The organism is Bradyrhizobium guangdongense (assembly GCF_004114975.1).
Taxonomy (GTDB): domain Bacteria; phylum Pseudomonadota; class Alphaproteobacteria; order Rhizobiales; family Xanthobacteraceae; genus Bradyrhizobium; species Bradyrhizobium guangdongense.
On record NZ_CP030051.1, the window covers coordinates 6,826,904 to 6,842,500 of the forward strand.

Sequence of the window (15,597 nt, forward strand, 5' to 3'; positions counted from 1 at the left end):
GGATTGCGGGTTCGCGCTTCGCGCGCCCCGGAATGACGAAGGGAGCGACAAACATTCATCGCAGCACGATCACATCCTGATCCGGCTTGTCGGCATAGAGTCGCTCGACCAGCGCCGCCCGGCGTTCGAGGCCGGCGCGCTGGTTGATGTAGCCCTTGTCGGTGAGCTCGTTGCCGTCGATCGATGGCGGCTCGGCCATCAGCATCGCGCGCGCGATGATGCGGCTGCTGGCGCCTTCGCATTCTCTGTTGTGGGCTTCCAGTCCCCGGCGGAAACAGGCGATCACCTCGGGATGCTTCACCGCGTCCTCGAAGCTGAGATCGGCCTTGCCGACGAGCTGGCGGCAGGCGTGCAGGTTCGGCCAGGCGAGCAAGCCGATAAAGGCGCGGTCCTGTCCCGCAACCAGCGCATCGTGCACGACTGGCGTCGCGGCCGCGATCGCATCGGTCCGGAGCGAGCCGACATGCACGAAGGTGCCGGTGGTGAGCTTGAAATCTTCGACGACGCGGCCGGCAAAGATAATTCCCTGCACGGGATCCTGATCATCGACGAAGACACCGGCGTCACCGATGCAATAGAAGCCTTCCTCGTCGAACATCTTTTTCGTCAGGTCAGGCTGCCCGAAATAGCCGGGCGTGACGTTAACGCCGCGCAGGCGCAGTTCGTATTTGGAGCCACACGGCACCATCTTCAATTCGACGCCGGGGAACGGCAGGCCGATCAGACCGACGCGCTCGGTGTCCCAATAGGTGCCGGTCGAGGTCGGCGCGGTCTCGGTCGAACCCCAACCGGTGTAGAATACGATGCGCTCACCCGTGGTCTTCACGGCGAGGGCTTGCATGCGCTCGTACAGATCGTCCGGCAGCCGCGCGCCGCCATAAGCCATGATCGACAGGTTCTTGAAGAAGGACCGGCACAGAGCGTCGTCCTTCTCCATGGCCGCCGCGAGCGCGGCATAGCCGGCAGGCACATTGGCGTAATAGGTCGGAGATATCTCGCGCAGATTCCTGATTGTCTCTTCCAACTGCCCCGGCATCGGCCGGCCGTCATCGATGTAGAGCGTACCGCCCTCGACCAGCACGGGGTGGAATGCAGCATTGCCACCCATGGTGTGATTCCACGGCATCCAGTCCAGCACGATCGGCAGCGGACCGCCGGGCGTACGTGGCCGCACCTGCATCATCATTGCGGCGTTGGCGCACATCATCCGTTGCGTGTTGATGACGGCCTTGGGCATGCCGGTCGAGCCCGAGGTAAACAGCAGCTTGCCGACGGTGTCGGGCGTGATCTGTGCGATCGATGCCTCGACGTTCCTGCTGACGGGCGTTGCCGCGAGTTCGGCGAAGCTGACGCTTTTGATGCCCTCGCAGGGCCGCGCGACGTGAACGACGGTGACGCCGGTGAGATCAAGCGCCTTCAATGCCTTCTCGAAGGTCAGGCCGTCCTGCACCATCACCACGGCCGGCTTGATCAGGTCGAACAGGTACTTCAGCTTGACGTGGTCGTGGCTCATCAGCGAATAGGCCGGCGACACCGGCGCTGCGGGGACGCGCGCCTGCATCGCGGCCTGTGTCATCAGTGCGTGCTCGATGGAATTTCCGGAGAGGATCGCGACCGGGCGGCCCTCAAGCTTCAGATTGAGTAGCGCCTGGGTCAGCGCATCGACCGTCCGCTTGGCCTCGCCATAGGAGACCTTGCGCCACTCGCGATTCGGACCGCCGCGCTGCGCGAGCCAGATGCGCTCGGGTGCTTCTTTTGCCCATTTTGCGAGCGAAGCCGGAAGGTGCTTCTCATAGGCCTGCAGCGGAATGCGGGACTTCAGCACCACCGTGCCGTCGGCGCGGCGCTCGACATCGATGTCGCGCTTCAGCCACTCGACTTTGCGAAAGGCGGGCTTTGACATCACCGCCGCCGCGCTTCCACCCATTTTGCGTCTCCCGGAATTATTGCCCTTGGCGGATCGTTGTTGTTTCAGCGCTTGATATAGACAGGCTTTCGCTTCTCAAGGAAGGCCCTGATGCCTTCCGAAAATTCCTCGGAGCGGCTGCACAGGACCTGATTGCGGTCCTCCATCGCGATTGCAGCTTCCAGCGATCCTGCATCGACGCTCATGTTGAGGCATTCCTTGGAAAGGCGCAGCCCCACCGGAGAGGCCGTCATCATCGCATCGACATAGGGCTCGGCCGCGGCGTCGAGCTTGTCGTCGTCGACCACCTCGGAGACGAGGCCGACTGCGAGTGCGCGCTCGGCGCCGATAAAGCGACCGGTGAGGATCAACTCGGAAGCAACGGAGACGCCGACCAGCCGCGGCAGAAAATAGCTGGTGCCGATGTCGCAGCCACCGAGCCCGAGCTTGATGAAGGCGCAGTTCATCCGCGCCGATCTTGCCGCGATGCGGATGTCGGAGGCGAGTGCCAGCGCAAAGCCGCCGCCGGCTGCCGCGCCTTGAACCAGCGACAGGATCGGCTGCGGACAGCGCCGCATCAGCATCACGATGTCGGCGATGCGGCGTTGCGAGTCCAGGGACTCGGTGACGCCGGGCGGCTCCTGCTGCCCGGCCCGGCGCGCCATCGCGGCCTTGAGGTCGAGCCCCGCACAAAAATTCTTGCCGGCGCCCCGGAGCACCACGACGCGCGTGTCGCGGTTGCGCTGCAGGCCCTGGAAATAGACGTTGAGCGCATCGATCAGCGCAGGATCGAGCGCGTTGAGAGTTTCGGGACGATTGAGCGTCACCCGGTCGACGCCATCGTCATGCTCGATCAGCAGCGGCTGGGACATGAAGCGCTCCTGCATCCGCTCTTTGAGTGGCGGTTATGGCGCCCTCTCCCCTTGTGGGAGAGGGCATGGACGTCACTGACCAAGAACTCGCTCCGCGCGCGACCTTCTCCCACAAGGGGAGAAGGGAAGAGCACAGCGGAGTTACCGCGGGGCCATACGGATGGCGCCGTCGAGGCGGATGGTCTCGCCGTTGAGCATGGCGTTCTCGACGATGTGCACGGCGAGCGCGCCGTATTCCTTCGCATCGCCAAGACGCGAGGGATGCGGGACTTGGGCCCCGAGGCTCTTGCGCGCTTCCTCGTTCAGACCCATCAGCAGCGGCGTGAAGAACAGGCCCGGCGCGATGGTGTTGACGCGGATCTTCTGGCTCGCGAGGTCGCGCGCGGCCGGCAGGGTGAGGCCGACGACGCCGCCCTTCGAGGCCGAATAGGCGATCTGACCGATCTGACCTTCGTAGGCAGCAACCGAAGCGGTGTTGATGATGACGCCGCGCTCTTCACCGACAGGCTCGATGGTGACGAGACGTTCGGCAAACAGACGCAGGCAGTTGAAGGTGCCGATCAGATTGACATTGATGATGCGCGCAAATTTTTCCAACGGGTAAACGCCGTCGCGGCCGACGATGCGCTGCGAGCCGCCGATACCAGCGCAATTCATCAGCACGCGCGCAACACCATGCGCCGCCTCGGCCTTGGCGATCGCCGCCTTGATCTGCTCTTCGCTGGTGACGTCGGCGTGAAGCGCGATGCCTTTCACCTCGGCGGCGACCTTTTCGGCATTCTCCTTGTTCTGGTCGATCACACCGATCTTGGCGCCCTTGGCGGCCATGGCGCGCGCGGTCGCTTCACCAAGACCCGAACCACCACCGGTGATGAGAACGGCTACGTCTTTCAATTCCATGACAGGCTACCTTTCCTTGGGCGTTTCTTCTCTAGACTTTTACAGCCGGATTATCCGGCGGCGGCAGCTTCCCCGGCTTGCGTGAGGATGCCGCCGCAAATCAGCGTTTCCATATGCTTGATGTATTGCCGGCAGACATCGTCGGTGACCGGGCCGACGCCGGTCGCCCGAGACATCGCGTGCCGGCCGAAGAAGAGATGATCGCAGGCACCGATCAGGCTGGTGTAGAACAGCACCGGATCGGTCTGGCGGAATTCGCCCCGGCTGACGCCTTCGGCAAGCAACCGGCGATGAAAGTCGAGCAGCGGCGCGACGAAGAACTTTGAGACTTCATCGGCAGAACCGGCGACGCTCTCGTGCAGGAGGTAATGGATCAGCCGGTTCATGTAAGGGAACCGGTGATAGGCGCGGATGATGCCGGCGATGTGCAGCTTCAGCTTTGCGGTCGACGTGATCGGCTGTGCCAGCAGATATTCGAGATTGGACATCGCGGTCGCGGCGTCGCGCGCGAGCAGCGCCAGCAGCAGGCCGTCCTTGTTGCCGAAATGGTATTTGACCAGCGCGGCGTTGGCGCCCGACTTCTGTGCGATATCGGAGAGCGATATCTCGATCGAAGAGCGTTCGATCATCAGCTCGCTCGCGGCCACGAGCAATTTCTCTGCCGTGGAATTTTTTCCGCCGGGAAGCCTGTTCGGTACGCTGGTAGCCACGGAGATCCCTGTGCTCGCCGCTTGAAGCGGGCCGCAGATAAGCGCAAGCAGCGCCTCATCACAAGAGTTAATTGATCGATTGACTAAACGATCATCCCTCTCTTAAATCCGCCCCGACAACCAACCCAATCAAGAATCCAGGGAGAAACCGACATGGCCGAGGCTTACATCGTCGCCGCTGCGCGTACCGCGGGCGGACGCAAGGGGGGCCGCCTCGCCGGCTGGCATCCGGCCGATCTCGCCGCGAAGGTGCTGGACGAACTGGTCGATCGCACCAAGGTCGATCCCGCTTTGGTCGAGGACGTGATCATGGGCTGCGTGATGCAGGTCGGCGAGCAGTCCAACAACGTCGCGCGCAACGCGGTCATGGCGTCGAAACTGCCCGAGAGCGTGCCGGGCACTTCGATCGATCGCCAGTGCGGCTCCTCGCAGCAGGCGCTGCACTTCGCGGCGCAAGCGGTGATGTCCGGCACCATGGACGTGGTGATCGCCGCCGGCGTGGAATCGATGACCCGCGTGCCGATGGGCCTGTCCTCGCAGCTGCCGGCCAAAAACGGCTTCGGCAATTACAAGAGCCCGGGCATCGAAGCGAGATATCCGAATATCGTGTTCAGCCAGTTCACCGGCGCCGAGATGATGGCCGAGAAGTACGGCCTATCAAAGGATGATCTCGACGAATATTCCTACCAGAGCCATCAGCGCGCGATCGCGGCGACGCAGGCTGGTCACTTCAAGAAGGAGATCGTGCCGCTCGAGATCGTCCGAGCCGACGGCAGCAAGGATACCCACCACATCGACGAGGGCATTCGCTTCGACGTCACGCTCGACGGCATCAAGGGAGTCAAGCTGATCGCCGAGAACGGCAAGCTCACGGCCGCCAGCGCCAGCCAGATCTGCGACGGCGCCTCCGGCGTGATGGTTGTGAACGAGCGCGGCCTCAAGCAACTCGGCGCCAAGCCGCTCGCGCGTATCCATCACATGACCATGACCGGCGGCGATCCCGTCATCATGCTCGACGCCCCCCTGCACGCCACCAAGAAGGCGCTGGAAAAGGCCGGCATGAAGATCGATGACATCGACCTGTTCGAGGTCAACGAGGCCTTTGCCTCGGTGCCGACCGGTTGGCTGAAGACCACCGGCGCCGATCCGGCCCGTCTCAACGTCAACGGCGGCGCCATCGCGCTCGGCCATCCACTCGGCGGCTCCGGCACCAAGCTGATGACGACGCTTGTTCACGCCCTGCACCAGCGCGGCAAGCGATATGGCCTGCAGACCATGTGCGAAGGCGGCGGCATGGCGAACGTGACAATCGTGGAGCGGCTGTAGGCTGCTCTCGTGTCCCGGACGCGCTGCAGCGTGCAACGCTGCTGCGCAGAGCGGGGCCCATGCCTCACAGTGGACCCCGGAAGCAGCGCAGCACGTCGTGCTGCGCTGCGTCCGGGGAACGTCATATCCATTTGCCGGTGTTGAAGCAGCCCCATGGCCCACCCCTCCATCTACGCCCGCACCACGCCAGATAAGATCGCTTACCAGATGGCCGGAACCGGCAAGGCGATCACCTATCGCGAGCTCGACGAGCTCTCGAACCAGGGCGCGCAGCTGTTCCGCTCGCTCGGCCTGAAGGCCGGCGACCACATCGCGCTCTTGATGGAGAACCGCCTCGCCTTCATGGAGATCTGCTGGGCGGCACAGCGCAGCGGGCTCTATTACACCGCGATCAGCCGTTATCTGAAGCAGGACGAGATCGACTACATCATCGCCGATTGCGGCGCCAAGGTCGTGATCACCACGCCGAAATGCGCCGATCAGATCAAGGGCCTGATCAAGGGGGCGCCGGGCGAGCCGATCTTCTACATGGTGGACGAGCCGCTAACCGGCTTTCGCTCCTACGACGAGGAAGCGGCCGCGCAACCGGCCACGCCGATCGCAGACGAAATCGCCGGCTACGACATGCTGTATTCGTCGGGAACGACGGGCCGCCCCAAGGGCATCAAGAAGGCGTTCGAGGGCAAGCCGATCGACGAGCCGAACGCGTTCCTGCGCGTGCTGTGCGCCGGCATGTGCGGCATGAATGCCGACAGCATCTATCTGTCGCCCGCGCCGCTCTATCACGCGGCTCCCTTGCGCTTCAACATGATGGCGATCGTGCTCGGCGGCACCTCCATCATCATGGAGCATTTTGATGCCGAGGATTTCCTCAGGCTGGTGGAGAAGTACAAGGTCACCCAGTCGCAGCTCGTGCCGACCATGTTCGTGCGCATGCTGAAGCTGCCGGATGAGGTCCGCGCCAGGTACAACGTCTCGACGCTGAAGGGCGCCATCCACGCCGCGGCGCCCTGCCCGGTCGACGTCAAGGCCAAGATGATCGAATGGTGGGGCCCGATCCTGATCGAATATTATGCCGGCTCGGAGGGCAACGGCGTCACCGTCTGCAGCTCGAAGGAATGGCTGGAGCATCGCGGCAGCGTCGGCCGCGCCGTGGTCGGCAACATCAAGATTTTGGACGAGAACGACGAGGAGCAGCCGGTTGGCGAGATCGGCACGGTCTATTTCGCCGATGCGCCTGCATTCACCTATCACAACGACCCTGAGAAGACGAAGAAGGCCTACAACGCCAAGGGCTGGTCGACGCTCGGCGATGTCGGCTATCTCGACAAGGACGGCTTCCTCTATCTCACCGACCGCAAGTCCTACATGATCATCTCCGGCGGGGTGAACATCTATCCGCAGGAGACCGAGGACGTGCTCATCACCCACCCTGAGGTCGCTGACGTCGCCGTGTTTGGCGTACCCAACGAGGAGATGGGCGAAGAGGTCAAGGCCGTGGTGCAGCCGCACGACACGGCGCGTGCCGGCAAGGCGCTGGAGGCCGACCTGATCGCCTTTTGCAAGACGCGCCTCTCGGCCATCAAATGCCCGCGCTCGATCGATTTCGAGGCCGAGCTGCCGCGCACGCCGACCGGCAAGCTGGTGAAGCGGCATTTGCGCGACCGGTATTGGCCGAAGACGGCGGCGAAGATTTAGGGCCTCAATCGAACAGGCTCGGCGTGTGGTTCACCAGCGCGCCTTCGATCTCGAGCATCTTCAGCTTGGTCACGACGCCGCCATTGGCCGAGAACCCGCCGGGCTTGTTGCCGGCGGCGAGCACGCGATGGCAGGGCACGACGATCGGGCACGGGTTGCGGCCGAGCGCCTGGCCGACGTCGCGCGACAGCTGGACGCCGCCGAGCTGCTTGGCGATGTCACCATAGGTGACGGTCTTGCCGGGCGGAATGGCGCGGGCGATCTCGTAGACGCCGCGGTTGAACTCCGGCACGCCGTCGAGGTCGAGCTCGATATCCGTGAGGTCGTCGGGCTCGCCCGCGAGCAGTCTTGTCATGCGGTCGATCGCCTCCTGCACCTCAGGGGTCGGCTCGGCTTCGATGGCATCGGCGTGGCGCTGGCTGATGCGGGTACGGATCTTGTCCTCGCCGCCCATCGGCAGCTGCGTGCCGTTGATGCCGCGCGGACCCCAGGCGATGGCACAGAGGCCGATCCTGGTATCGAACAGGGCGAAATGCTGGTCGGTCATGGCTTGGTTCCCTGGGCTTGCGTCCTTCTCGCATGCCCCCATTGTGAACTCGGCGCAAAATCTAGGCTTGGAAATAGTTGCGATCCACCCGGTTTCCGGGAATCTTGCACAGGAGTTCCGCCCGCCTCGCAAGTCCAGAATGCAAAGCCTCCACGTCAACGGTTACGACATGCCCTATCTCGATGTGGGCGAAGACAGGAGCCGCCCGCCGCTGGTCTGCGTGCATGGCTCGCTGTCCGACTTTCGCGTGTGGGGCTGTGTGCTCGGCCCGCTGACGCAACGACATCGGATGATCGTTCCCAGCTTGCGGCACTTCTTCCCCGCACAATGGGATGGCGTCGGAGACACCTATTCGATCGGACAGCATGTCCGTGACGTCATCGCCTTCATCGAGCAGCTCGACCTCGGCCCGGTCGATCTGATGGGCCATTCCCGCGGCGGCCACATCTGCTTCCGCGTGGCGCAGCAGCGCCCCGATCTGCTGCGGCGGCTCGTTTTGGCCGAGCCCGGCGGCGAGCTCGATGCGAGCCTCGATCCTGAGTATGTCGGCGGCCCCTCGCCGCTCTTGGCGCGGTTCAAGGCGTCGGCCGAGAAGATCGCGGCCGGCGACGTCGACGGCGGGCTCGCCGTTTTCGTCGACACGCTGGAAGGCGCCGGCACCTGGCCGCGGCTGCCGGCGATGGTGAAGCAGAACCTACGCGACAATGCGTACACCCTGATCGGCCAGGTCCGCGACGGCAGGCCGCCGTTCTCGAAGGCGGATGCGGAGGCGATCAAGATGCCGACGCTGTTCATCCTGGGCGCGCGGACCAAGGGCCTGCTGCCGAAGGTGCTGCATGCGCTTGCCGCGCATGTGCCCTACTCCAAGACGGCGATCATCCCGAACGCGACCCATCCGATGTTCGAGCAGGCGCCGCAGAAATATTCCGAAGTGGTTCTCGACTTTCTGGCGAGCTGATCATGCAGAGCTTTCGCGTCAACGGTTACGACATGGCCTATCTCGGGATCGGCGAAGGCCGTCCGCTGGTCTGCGTGCACGGCACGCTCGGCGATTTCCGCACCTGGTATTCGGTGCTCGGGCCGCTGTCGAAGAACCATCGCGTGATCGCGGTCAGCCTGCGGCGCTTCTTCCCGGAACATTGGGACGCCATCGGCGACGACTATAAGATGGCCCAGCACGTTGCAGACACGATCGCGTTCATCGAGCAGGTGGAGCCCGGGCCGGTCGATCTGATGGGCCATTCGCGCGGCGGGCACATCGCGTTTCGCGTCGCGCAGGCCCGGCCTGATCTGCTGCGCAAGCTGGTGCTGGCGGAGCCCGGCGGCGATCTCGATGCCAGCCTGCCGCTGCCCGAAGGCACGCCCGCCTATCCGCCGCTCGCCGCGAAGACGATGCGCTCGGTCGAAATGATCCGCGCCGGCGACGTCGAGGGCGCGCTGCAAAACTTCTACGAAGGCATCGAGGGCGACGGCTCCTGGCGGCGCGTGCCGGCAGCCGCAAAGCAGCAGTTGCGCGACAACACGCTCACCCTGCTCGGCCAGATCAACGAGCAGCGCCGGCCCTACACGCTCGCGGACGCGCAAGCGATCAGGACGCCGACGCTGCTGGTCGGCGGCGGCGCTACCACCGGCAGCCTGTCGGTGCTGTGGCGCGTGCTGGCCGAGCACATCACGGGCGCGCAGACGGCGGTGATCGCGAATGCCGGGCATTGGATGTTCGAGCAGGCGCCGCAGGAGTTCGGCGATGTGGTGAGCAGGTTTTTGGCGGAATAGCAGCCGGCACCCGCCTCACAACACCAAAACAACCCCATGCACAGTAGACGACATGAAGAGAATCAACAGCTTACACGTTTGGAAAGGTGAGATCGCTTGGGCGGCTTGACGCCCTCGCCCTGACTGCCGGACGATGCTTCGCATCGCCCCGGAACGACAAAAACAAAGCAGGAGGACGACCCATGAAACTGTCCCAAGAGCAATTGGAGTTCTTCCAGCGCGAAGGCTGGCTGTTCCTGCCCGAACTGTTTGCCCAGGAGGAGGTCGACCTGCTCGCGCGCGAGGCGGTGGGCATCTACGACGCCAACCGGCCGGAGGTCTGGCGCGAGAAGAGCGGCGCACCGCGGACGGCCTTCGCCGCGCATCTCTACAACGAGGCCTTCGGCATTCTCGGTGCCCATCCGCGCATGATCGAGCCGGTCGAGCAGGTGTTCGGCGAGCCCGTCTACATGCACCAGTTCAAGATCAACGCGAAATCGGCTTTCACTGGCGACGTCTGGCAGTGGCACCAGGATTACGGCACCTGGAAGCGCGACGACGGCATGCCGGAGCCGCGCGCGATGAACATCGCGATCTTCCTCGACGAGGTGATGCCGATCAACGGCCCCCTGATGCTGGTGCCGCGCAGCCAGGACGCCGGCGACCTCGAAGCTTCGCATGACCTCGCCACCACCTCCTATCCGCTGTGGACGCTGGACGAGGACACGGTGACACGCCTCGTCGAGCAGGGCGGCATCGTCGCGCCGACCGGCAAGCCCGGCGGCATGCTGATGTTCCACGGCAACCTGGTGCACGGCTCGGCCGGCAACATCACGCCCTACCCGCGCAAGATCGTGTATCTGACGCTGAACGCGGTCTCGAACTACATCCGTACACCGACCAGGCCGGACTACATCGCGCATCGCGATTTCACGCCGATCAAGGCGGTGGAGGACGATGCGCTGCTGCGGCTGGCCCGTGCACCAAGGCAGGCGGCGGAGTAGACTGTCATTCCGGGGCGACGCGTAGCGTCGAGCCCGGAATCCATTGGGCCGCAGAGATTGTGGATCAATGGATTCCGGGCTCGCGCTTCGCGCGCCCCGGAATAACGAGCTTTGATTGTTGAACCTACGGATTTCCCCCATGAACCTCTTCCGCCTTCTCCAGGCCCGTGCGTCCGCCGGCAAGCCTGTTCGTGTCGCACTGATCGGCGCCGGCAAATTCGGCTCGATGTTTTTGGCCCAGGTGCCGCACACGCCGGGGCTGGAGGTGCCCATCATCGTCGATATCGACCGTGACCGTGCACGCGAGGCTTGTCGCACCGTCGGCTGGAGCGCCGAACGGATCGCAGCCACCGTCTTCGCCGACGACGGCGCGCATGCAATCGCGGGCGGCGCGATGGATGTCGTGGTCGAGGCGACTGGCAATCCCGCCGTCGGCATCCGTCACGCGCGCGCCGCGATCGCGGCGGGCAAGCACATTGTGATGGTCAATGTCGAGGCCGACGTGCTGGCGGGCCCGCTGCTTGCCGAAGAAGCGCGGAAAGCGGGCGTGGTCTATTCGCTCGCCTATGGCGACCAGCCGGCGCTGACGGCGGAGATGGTCGACTGGGCGCGCGCGACAGGATTTCGCGTCGTCGCTGCCGGCAAAGGGACAAAATATCTGCCCGCCTATCACGACGTGACGCCCGACGGGGTCTGGCAGCATTATGGCCTGACCGCAGGCGAAGCGCAGTCGGCCGGCATGAATCCGCAGATGTTCAACTCCTTCCTCGACGGCACCAAATCGGCCATCGAGATGGCGGCGATCGCCAATGCCTGCACCCTCGACGTGCCCGCGGAGGGACTTCTGTTTCCGCCCTGCGGCGTCGACGATCTCCCGCACATCATGCGGCCGCGCTCGCGCGGCGGTGTGCTGGAGCGGTCCGGCGTCGTTGAAGTCGTGTCATCGCTGGAGCGCGACGGACGGCCGGTGTTTCGCGATCTGCGCTGGGGCGTCTATGTCGTGCTGGAGGCGCCGAACGACTACGCCGCCGATTGCTTCAGGCAATACGGCTTGAAGACGGATGCGAGCGGTCGATATGCCGCCATGTACAAGCCCTATCATCTGATCGGGCTGGAGCTGAACATCTCGGTGCTGTCGGCGGCGCTACGCGGCGAGCCGACCGGACAGCCCCACGGCTTCCGTGGCGACGTCGCTGCGGTCGCCAAGCGCGACTTGCGCGCCGGCGAAATGCTGGACGGCGAAGGCGGCTACACGGTGTGGGGCAAGCTGGTGCCGGCGGCCACGAGCCTGAAGGCGGGTGCACTGCCGATCGGCCTCGCGCATCGCTTGAAGCTGAAGCACGACGTCCCCTATGGCGCGGTGCTGCGCTGGAGCGACGTCGAATTCGACGCGGGCAGCGAGACCGTCAAGACGCGCAAGGCCATGGAGGCCGCGTTCGCATCGCAACATTGAGGGCCGTCCGATCGCGCGACCAAAGCACGCTTGCTTTGCCGGGCGCCTTTCGTCATCCTGCCGCCGGTCCGGAAGAATTTCGGACGCAGCAAACGTCGATCAGCGGCGAACTCCAAGCGACAGCAAGATCGTGATCCCTCGTCGAGGCATCGACACCAACAGAGGGGAAGCGCATGAAACGTCGTCAATTTCTGACGGCAGGCGGTCTTGGCCTCGCCGCAACTACGATTGCAGCGCCCGCGGTCGCGCAGTCGATGCCCGACATCAAATGGCGATATGCGGCAAGCTGGCCGAAATCGCTCGATACGCTCTACGGCGGCTGCGAATATTTCTGCAAGCGCGTCGCCGAGATCACCGACAACCATTTCCAGATCCAGCCTTTCGCCGCCGGCGAAATCGTGCCGGGCCTGCAAGTGCTCGACGCTGTCTCGAACGGCACGATCGAGATGGGCAACACCGCGCTGTACTATTATTGGGGCAAGAACCCTGCCTTCACCTTCGGCACGGCGTTGCCGTTCGGGCTCAACACCCGCCAGCACATCTCGTGGCTGTTGTGGGGCGGCGGACAGGACATGGTCAATGATCTGCTCAAGGAGCAGAACGTCATCGGCATTCCCACCGGCTCGACCGGCGCCCAGATGGGCGGCTGGTTCCGCAAAGAGATCAAATCGATGGACGATCTCAAGGGCCTCAAATTCCGTGTTGGCGGTTTCGCCGGCACGATCATCGCCAAGGTCGGCGGCGTGCCGCAGCAGATCGTTGCAGGCGACATTTATCCGGCGCTCGAGAAGGGCACCATCGATGCGGCCGAATGGGTCGGCCCCTACGACGACGAGAAGCTCGGCTTCGTCAAGGTCGCGAAGTACTACTACTATCCCGGCTGGTGGGAAGGCACCGGCCAGGGCCACAACATCATGAATCTCGACAAGTGGAATACGCTGCCCAAGCATTATCAGGCCGCGGTCGAGAGCGCCTCGCGCGACACCTTCACCTGGGTGACCGGCAAGTACGATGCCGTGAATCCGCCGGCACTGAAGCGGCTGCTCGTCGCCGGCGCGATCCTGAAGCCGTTCCCGCAGGAGGTGCTTGAGGGTTGCTACACTGCTGCGAACGAGATCTACGCCGATCTCGCCAAGACCAATCCGCATTTCGGCAAGATGTATGCGAGCCTCACCGCCTATCGCGCCGATTCGCTCGCCTGGATGCAGGTGGCGGAACTGAGCTTCGACAGCTTCATGATGCGGATGCGGACGCGGACGTAGAGAACGCGCGCGTGCTGAAACGACGAAAGCCCCGGAGATGTCTCCGGGGCTTTTGGTTTGGCGGCGATGAAAGTCTCGTAGGGTGGGCAAAGTGGAGCGTGCCCACGCATTGTTTGTGACCCAGAGAGATGGTGGGCACGGCGCTTTGCGCCTTTGCCCACCCTTGTATTAGCGCGCCGGGTTAGGATGGCCACGTTCCGTGAGGAATGGCCCAGCCCGGGTGGCCGCCCGAGCTGGGCCGCCGATCGATCGGATCGATGCCCACCGAAGCCCTGAAGGGCTGCGTTTCGTAGCAAGATCGCGGTCGGCACTTCAGCGGGACCCGCATGGTTGAACGAACTTCAGGTTCGCATTCACAAGGGAGGGTCGAGGAAGATGGCCAAGCATATCATGATCTGTGCCGGGATCGATACCGGCAAAGACAAGCTCGACGTGGCGGTCGACGGCAGCTCGGAGCGATTGCAGGTCGACAATACGGTAGAAGGCCGCCAGGAGCTGGTGGAGTGGCTGAAGGGCCACAAGGTCAAGCGGATAGGGATCGAGGCAAGCGGAGGCTATGAGCGGGCTGTCGTCGCTGAGCTGCGACGCAAGCGGTTCGTCGTCGTCCTGTTTCAGCCCAAGCAGGTCCGTGCCTATGCCACGTTCCATCAGCTGCTGGCCAAGAACGATACGATCGACGCGGCGCTGATCGCGATGTGCACTGCTGCGGTCAAAACGATCCATCCCGCTCCGGATCCGCGTCTGCAGCCCTTTGCCGAGCATCTGACGATGATCGACCAGATCACGGAGGACATCGCAAGACTGAAGAACCGGCTTGAGAGTTGCCGCGACACGCGGATTCAAGGGGTTTGGAAGGCGCAGATCGCGCTCCTGACCAAGTCCAAACGAGCTGAACTCAAAGCGCTGCTGGCGACGATCCGCAAGCACCCTGATCTGGCCGCACGGCTCGATCTGATCTATAGCGTCGCCGGCTGCGGCCTGCCGACCGCGGTTGCCGTCCTGGTCAGGATGCCCGAGGTCGGCAACATCACGCGTGGGCCCGCTGCAGCTCTCGGCGGGCTGGCGCCTTACGACGACGACAGCGGCAATCGCGCCGGCGCCCGTCACATCGAGGGTGGCCGCGAACGCCTGCGCCGGGCGCTCTACACCGCGGCCCTTGCGGCATCCTTCCGCTGGAATCCGCAGCTCAAGGCTCTGTACGCCCGCCTGATCGCCGCCGGCAAAGGCCACAAATGCGCGCTCATCGCCTGCGCCAGAAAGCTGCTCGTCACGATCAACGCCGTCGTCGCCCGCGGAACTCCCTGGGTGGCAGAGCTGCCTCAACTCGCCAAGCGGCCCGCCGCCTGACCCGTTTCTTTGTTCGACTAGGCGACCGTTTCTTCGTCCCGACCTGCCGCAACAAAGACGCCGCGCGCGGCGGCCGTCAAGGCTGGCCGTCGCTCTGCTCCCGCCTTACATCAGCTGCTGCCAGGCCACGCCTTGATGGGCGCAAGCGCGGCGTCACCATCAAGGCCATCGGGGGCGACTTAATGGTTGCTACGGCAGCAGCGAATGCCGCTCACATCCTCAATTCTGATCGTCGCCCAGCGCAGCGACCAGCTTGTCGTAGTATTTGGCGATGAGGTCGATATTGCCCTTGTTCTCGACCGCGGGCGCCGGCGTCTTCAGCGCCTGGTTGAGCTCGTCGAGGGCTTCCTTCTTGTCCTTGGCCGGCATCTTCTTGTCGGCCTCGACCTGCGCGATCTGCGACTTGATCACGGCTTCGTTGCCGACATATTTCTTGGTCGCGGGATCAAACCCGCCGAGCACCAGGCTGATGTTGTCGACGACGTTGTTGTAGTCGTCATAGCTGGCAAAGCCGTGCTTCTTGGCGACGCCGTCGAGCTGGGCAATCACCTTCGCATCGGGCGCGGTGTTCTCCGGCAGTTTTTCCGTGATCGCGTCCATGTCCTTCTGCGCGGCGAGCACGCCTTCGACCTGCTTGTCGGTCAGCGCGATCTGCTTGAGTGCGGGCGCCTGCTGTTGCTGTGGCGCGGCCTGCTGAGCGGGCGCGGGCTGCTGCTTGGCTTGCGCGAGCGCCGCGCCGGAGGAGAAGAGCGATGTCGCGGACACGAGGCACGCGACGCCGAGCGCGGTGAGAGCGGGACGAAGCAATGCTGGCATGAAA

The 15,597-nt window shown here is 64.1% G+C and carries 14 protein-coding genes; 8 read left to right on the plus strand and 6 right to left on the minus strand.

Going from position 1 to position 15,597, the window contains the following annotated elements:
• Positions 1-55 precede the first annotated feature (55 nt).
• The 4 genes from X265_RS32705 to X265_RS32720 all read right to left on the minus strand — a co-directional run bounded on the left by X265_RS32705 (position 56) and on the right by X265_RS32720 (position 4,307).
• Positions 56-1,927 (minus strand): AMP-binding protein, encoded by a 1,872-nt coding sequence (locus tag X265_RS32705; RefSeq protein WP_128968560.1) that lies wholly within the window; start codon positions 1,925-1,927, stop codon positions 56-58.
• Between the two features lie 44 nt (positions 1,928-1,971).
• On the minus strand, positions 1,972-2,778 hold the full coding sequence (locus X265_RS32710; protein WP_128968561.1) for an enoyl-CoA hydratase/isomerase family protein: 807 nt from the start codon (positions 2,776-2,778) through the stop codon (positions 1,972-1,974).
• Between the two features lie 141 nt (positions 2,779-2,919).
• Positions 2,920-3,678 carry an SDR family NAD(P)-dependent oxidoreductase gene (locus X265_RS32715; RefSeq protein ID WP_128968562.1) on the minus strand — a complete coding sequence of 253 codons (759 nt, stop codon included), beginning with the start codon at positions 3,676-3,678 and terminating at the stop codon, positions 2,920-2,922.
• A 50-nt stretch (positions 3,679-3,728) separates the two neighbouring features.
• The gene (locus X265_RS32720) at positions 3,729-4,307 is read right to left on the minus strand and encodes a TetR family transcriptional regulator (RefSeq protein WP_244659340.1); all 579 of its coding nucleotides are present in this window, start codon (positions 4,305-4,307) and stop codon (positions 3,729-3,731) included.
• Between the two features lie 234 nt (positions 4,308-4,541).
• On the opposite strand from X265_RS32720, the gene X265_RS32725 reads away from it, so the two are divergent.
• Positions 4,542-5,714 carry an acetyl-CoA C-acetyltransferase gene (locus X265_RS32725; protein ID WP_128968564.1) on the plus strand — a complete coding sequence of 391 codons (1,173 nt, stop codon included), beginning with the start codon at positions 4,542-4,544 and terminating at the stop codon, positions 5,712-5,714.
• 153 nt (positions 5,715-5,867) lie between these two features.
• Positions 5,868-7,412, plus strand: a complete 1,545-nt coding sequence (locus X265_RS32730; protein ID WP_128968565.1) for an acyl-CoA synthetase — start codon at positions 5,868-5,870, stop codon at positions 7,410-7,412.
• A 4-nt stretch (positions 7,413-7,416) separates the two neighbouring features.
• Here X265_RS32730 and X265_RS32735 read toward each other — a convergent pair whose 3' ends face one another.
• Entirely contained in the window at positions 7,417-7,959 is a 543-nt protein-coding gene (locus X265_RS32735; protein WP_128968566.1) for a methylated-DNA--[protein]-cysteine S-methyltransferase, read from the minus strand.
• 139 nt (positions 7,960-8,098) lie between these two features.
• On the opposite strand from X265_RS32735, the gene X265_RS32740 reads away from it, so the two are divergent.
• The 6 genes from X265_RS32740 (at position 8,099) to X265_RS32765 (ending at position 14,777) form a co-directional block, all read left to right on the plus strand.
• Positions 8,099-8,917 carry an alpha/beta fold hydrolase gene (locus X265_RS32740; protein WP_128968567.1) on the plus strand — a complete coding sequence of 273 codons (819 nt, stop codon included), beginning with the start codon at positions 8,099-8,101 and terminating at the stop codon, positions 8,915-8,917.
• 2 nt (positions 8,918-8,919) lie between these two features.
• Positions 8,920-9,732, plus strand: a complete 813-nt coding sequence (locus X265_RS32745) for an alpha/beta fold hydrolase (RefSeq protein ID WP_128968568.1) — start codon at positions 8,920-8,922, stop codon at positions 9,730-9,732.
• Positions 9,733-9,914: 182 nt separating this feature from the next.
• Positions 9,915-10,715, plus strand: coding sequence for a phytanoyl-CoA dioxygenase family protein (locus tag X265_RS32750; RefSeq protein ID WP_128968569.1), 801 nt, complete (start codon positions 9,915-9,917; stop codon positions 10,713-10,715).
• Between the two features lie 139 nt (positions 10,716-10,854).
• Entirely contained in the window at positions 10,855-12,168 is a 1,314-nt protein-coding gene (locus tag X265_RS32755) for an NAD(P)H-dependent oxidoreductase (RefSeq protein WP_164938911.1), read from the plus strand.
• 173 nt (positions 12,169-12,341) lie between these two features.
• Positions 12,342-13,430: a TRAP transporter substrate-binding protein gene (locus X265_RS32760; RefSeq protein ID WP_128968570.1), complete on the plus strand. Its 1,089-nt coding sequence runs from the start codon at positions 12,342-12,344 to the stop codon at positions 13,428-13,430.
• A 375-nt stretch (positions 13,431-13,805) separates the two neighbouring features.
• Positions 13,806-14,777 (plus strand): IS110 family RNA-guided transposase, encoded by a 972-nt coding sequence (locus X265_RS32765; protein WP_128963081.1) that lies wholly within the window; start codon positions 13,806-13,808, stop codon positions 14,775-14,777.
• 219 nt (positions 14,778-14,996) lie between these two features.
• Here X265_RS32765 and X265_RS32770 read toward each other — a convergent pair whose 3' ends face one another.
• Positions 14,997-15,593, minus strand: coding sequence for a hypothetical protein (locus X265_RS32770; RefSeq protein WP_128968571.1), 597 nt, complete (start codon positions 15,591-15,593; stop codon positions 14,997-14,999).
• Positions 15,594-15,597: the final 4 nt, after the last annotated feature.

Excerpts from the sequence above, each read along its gene's own strand:
- X265_RS32705 (WP_128968560.1), bottom strand. The coding sequence starts at position 1,927 with ATGGGTGGAAGCGCGGCGGCGGTGATGTCAAAGCCCGCCTTTCGCAAA.
- X265_RS32750 (WP_128968569.1), top strand. The coding sequence starts at position 9,915 with ATGAAACTGTCCCAAGAGCAATTGGAGTTCTTCCAGCGCGAAGGCTGG.
- X265_RS32720 (WP_244659340.1), bottom strand. The coding sequence starts at position 4,307 with ATGATCGAACGCTCTTCGATCGAGATATCGCTCTCCGATATCGCACAG.
- X265_RS32740 (WP_128968567.1), top strand. The coding sequence starts at position 8,099 with ATGCAAAGCCTCCACGTCAACGGTTACGACATGCCCTATCTCGATGTG.
- X265_RS32765 (WP_128963081.1), top strand. The coding sequence starts at position 13,806 with ATGGCCAAGCATATCATGATCTGTGCCGGGATCGATACCGGCAAAGAC.
- X265_RS32735 (WP_128968566.1), bottom strand. The coding sequence starts at position 7,959 with ATGACCGACCAGCATTTCGCCCTGTTCGATACCAGGATCGGCCTCTGT.
- X265_RS32710 (WP_128968561.1), bottom strand. The coding sequence starts at position 2,778 with ATGTCCCAGCCGCTGCTGATCGAGCATGACGATGGCGTCGACCGGGTG.
- X265_RS32745 (WP_128968568.1), top strand. The coding sequence starts at position 8,920 with ATGCAGAGCTTTCGCGTCAACGGTTACGACATGGCCTATCTCGGGATC.
- X265_RS32755 (WP_164938911.1), top strand. The coding sequence starts at position 10,855 with ATGAACCTCTTCCGCCTTCTCCAGGCCCGTGCGTCCGCCGGCAAGCCT.
- X265_RS32730 (WP_128968565.1), top strand. The coding sequence starts at position 5,868 with ATGGCCCACCCCTCCATCTACGCCCGCACCACGCCAGATAAGATCGCT.
- X265_RS32760 (WP_128968570.1), top strand. The coding sequence starts at position 12,342 with ATGAAACGTCGTCAATTTCTGACGGCAGGCGGTCTTGGCCTCGCCGCA.
- X265_RS32770 (WP_128968571.1), bottom strand. The coding sequence starts at position 15,593 with ATGCCAGCATTGCTTCGTCCCGCTCTCACCGCGCTCGGCGTCGCGTGC.
- X265_RS32725 (WP_128968564.1), top strand. The coding sequence starts at position 4,542 with ATGGCCGAGGCTTACATCGTCGCCGCTGCGCGTACCGCGGGCGGACGC.
- X265_RS32715 (WP_128968562.1), bottom strand. The coding sequence starts at position 3,678 with ATGGAATTGAAAGACGTAGCCGTTCTCATCACCGGTGGTGGTTCGGGT.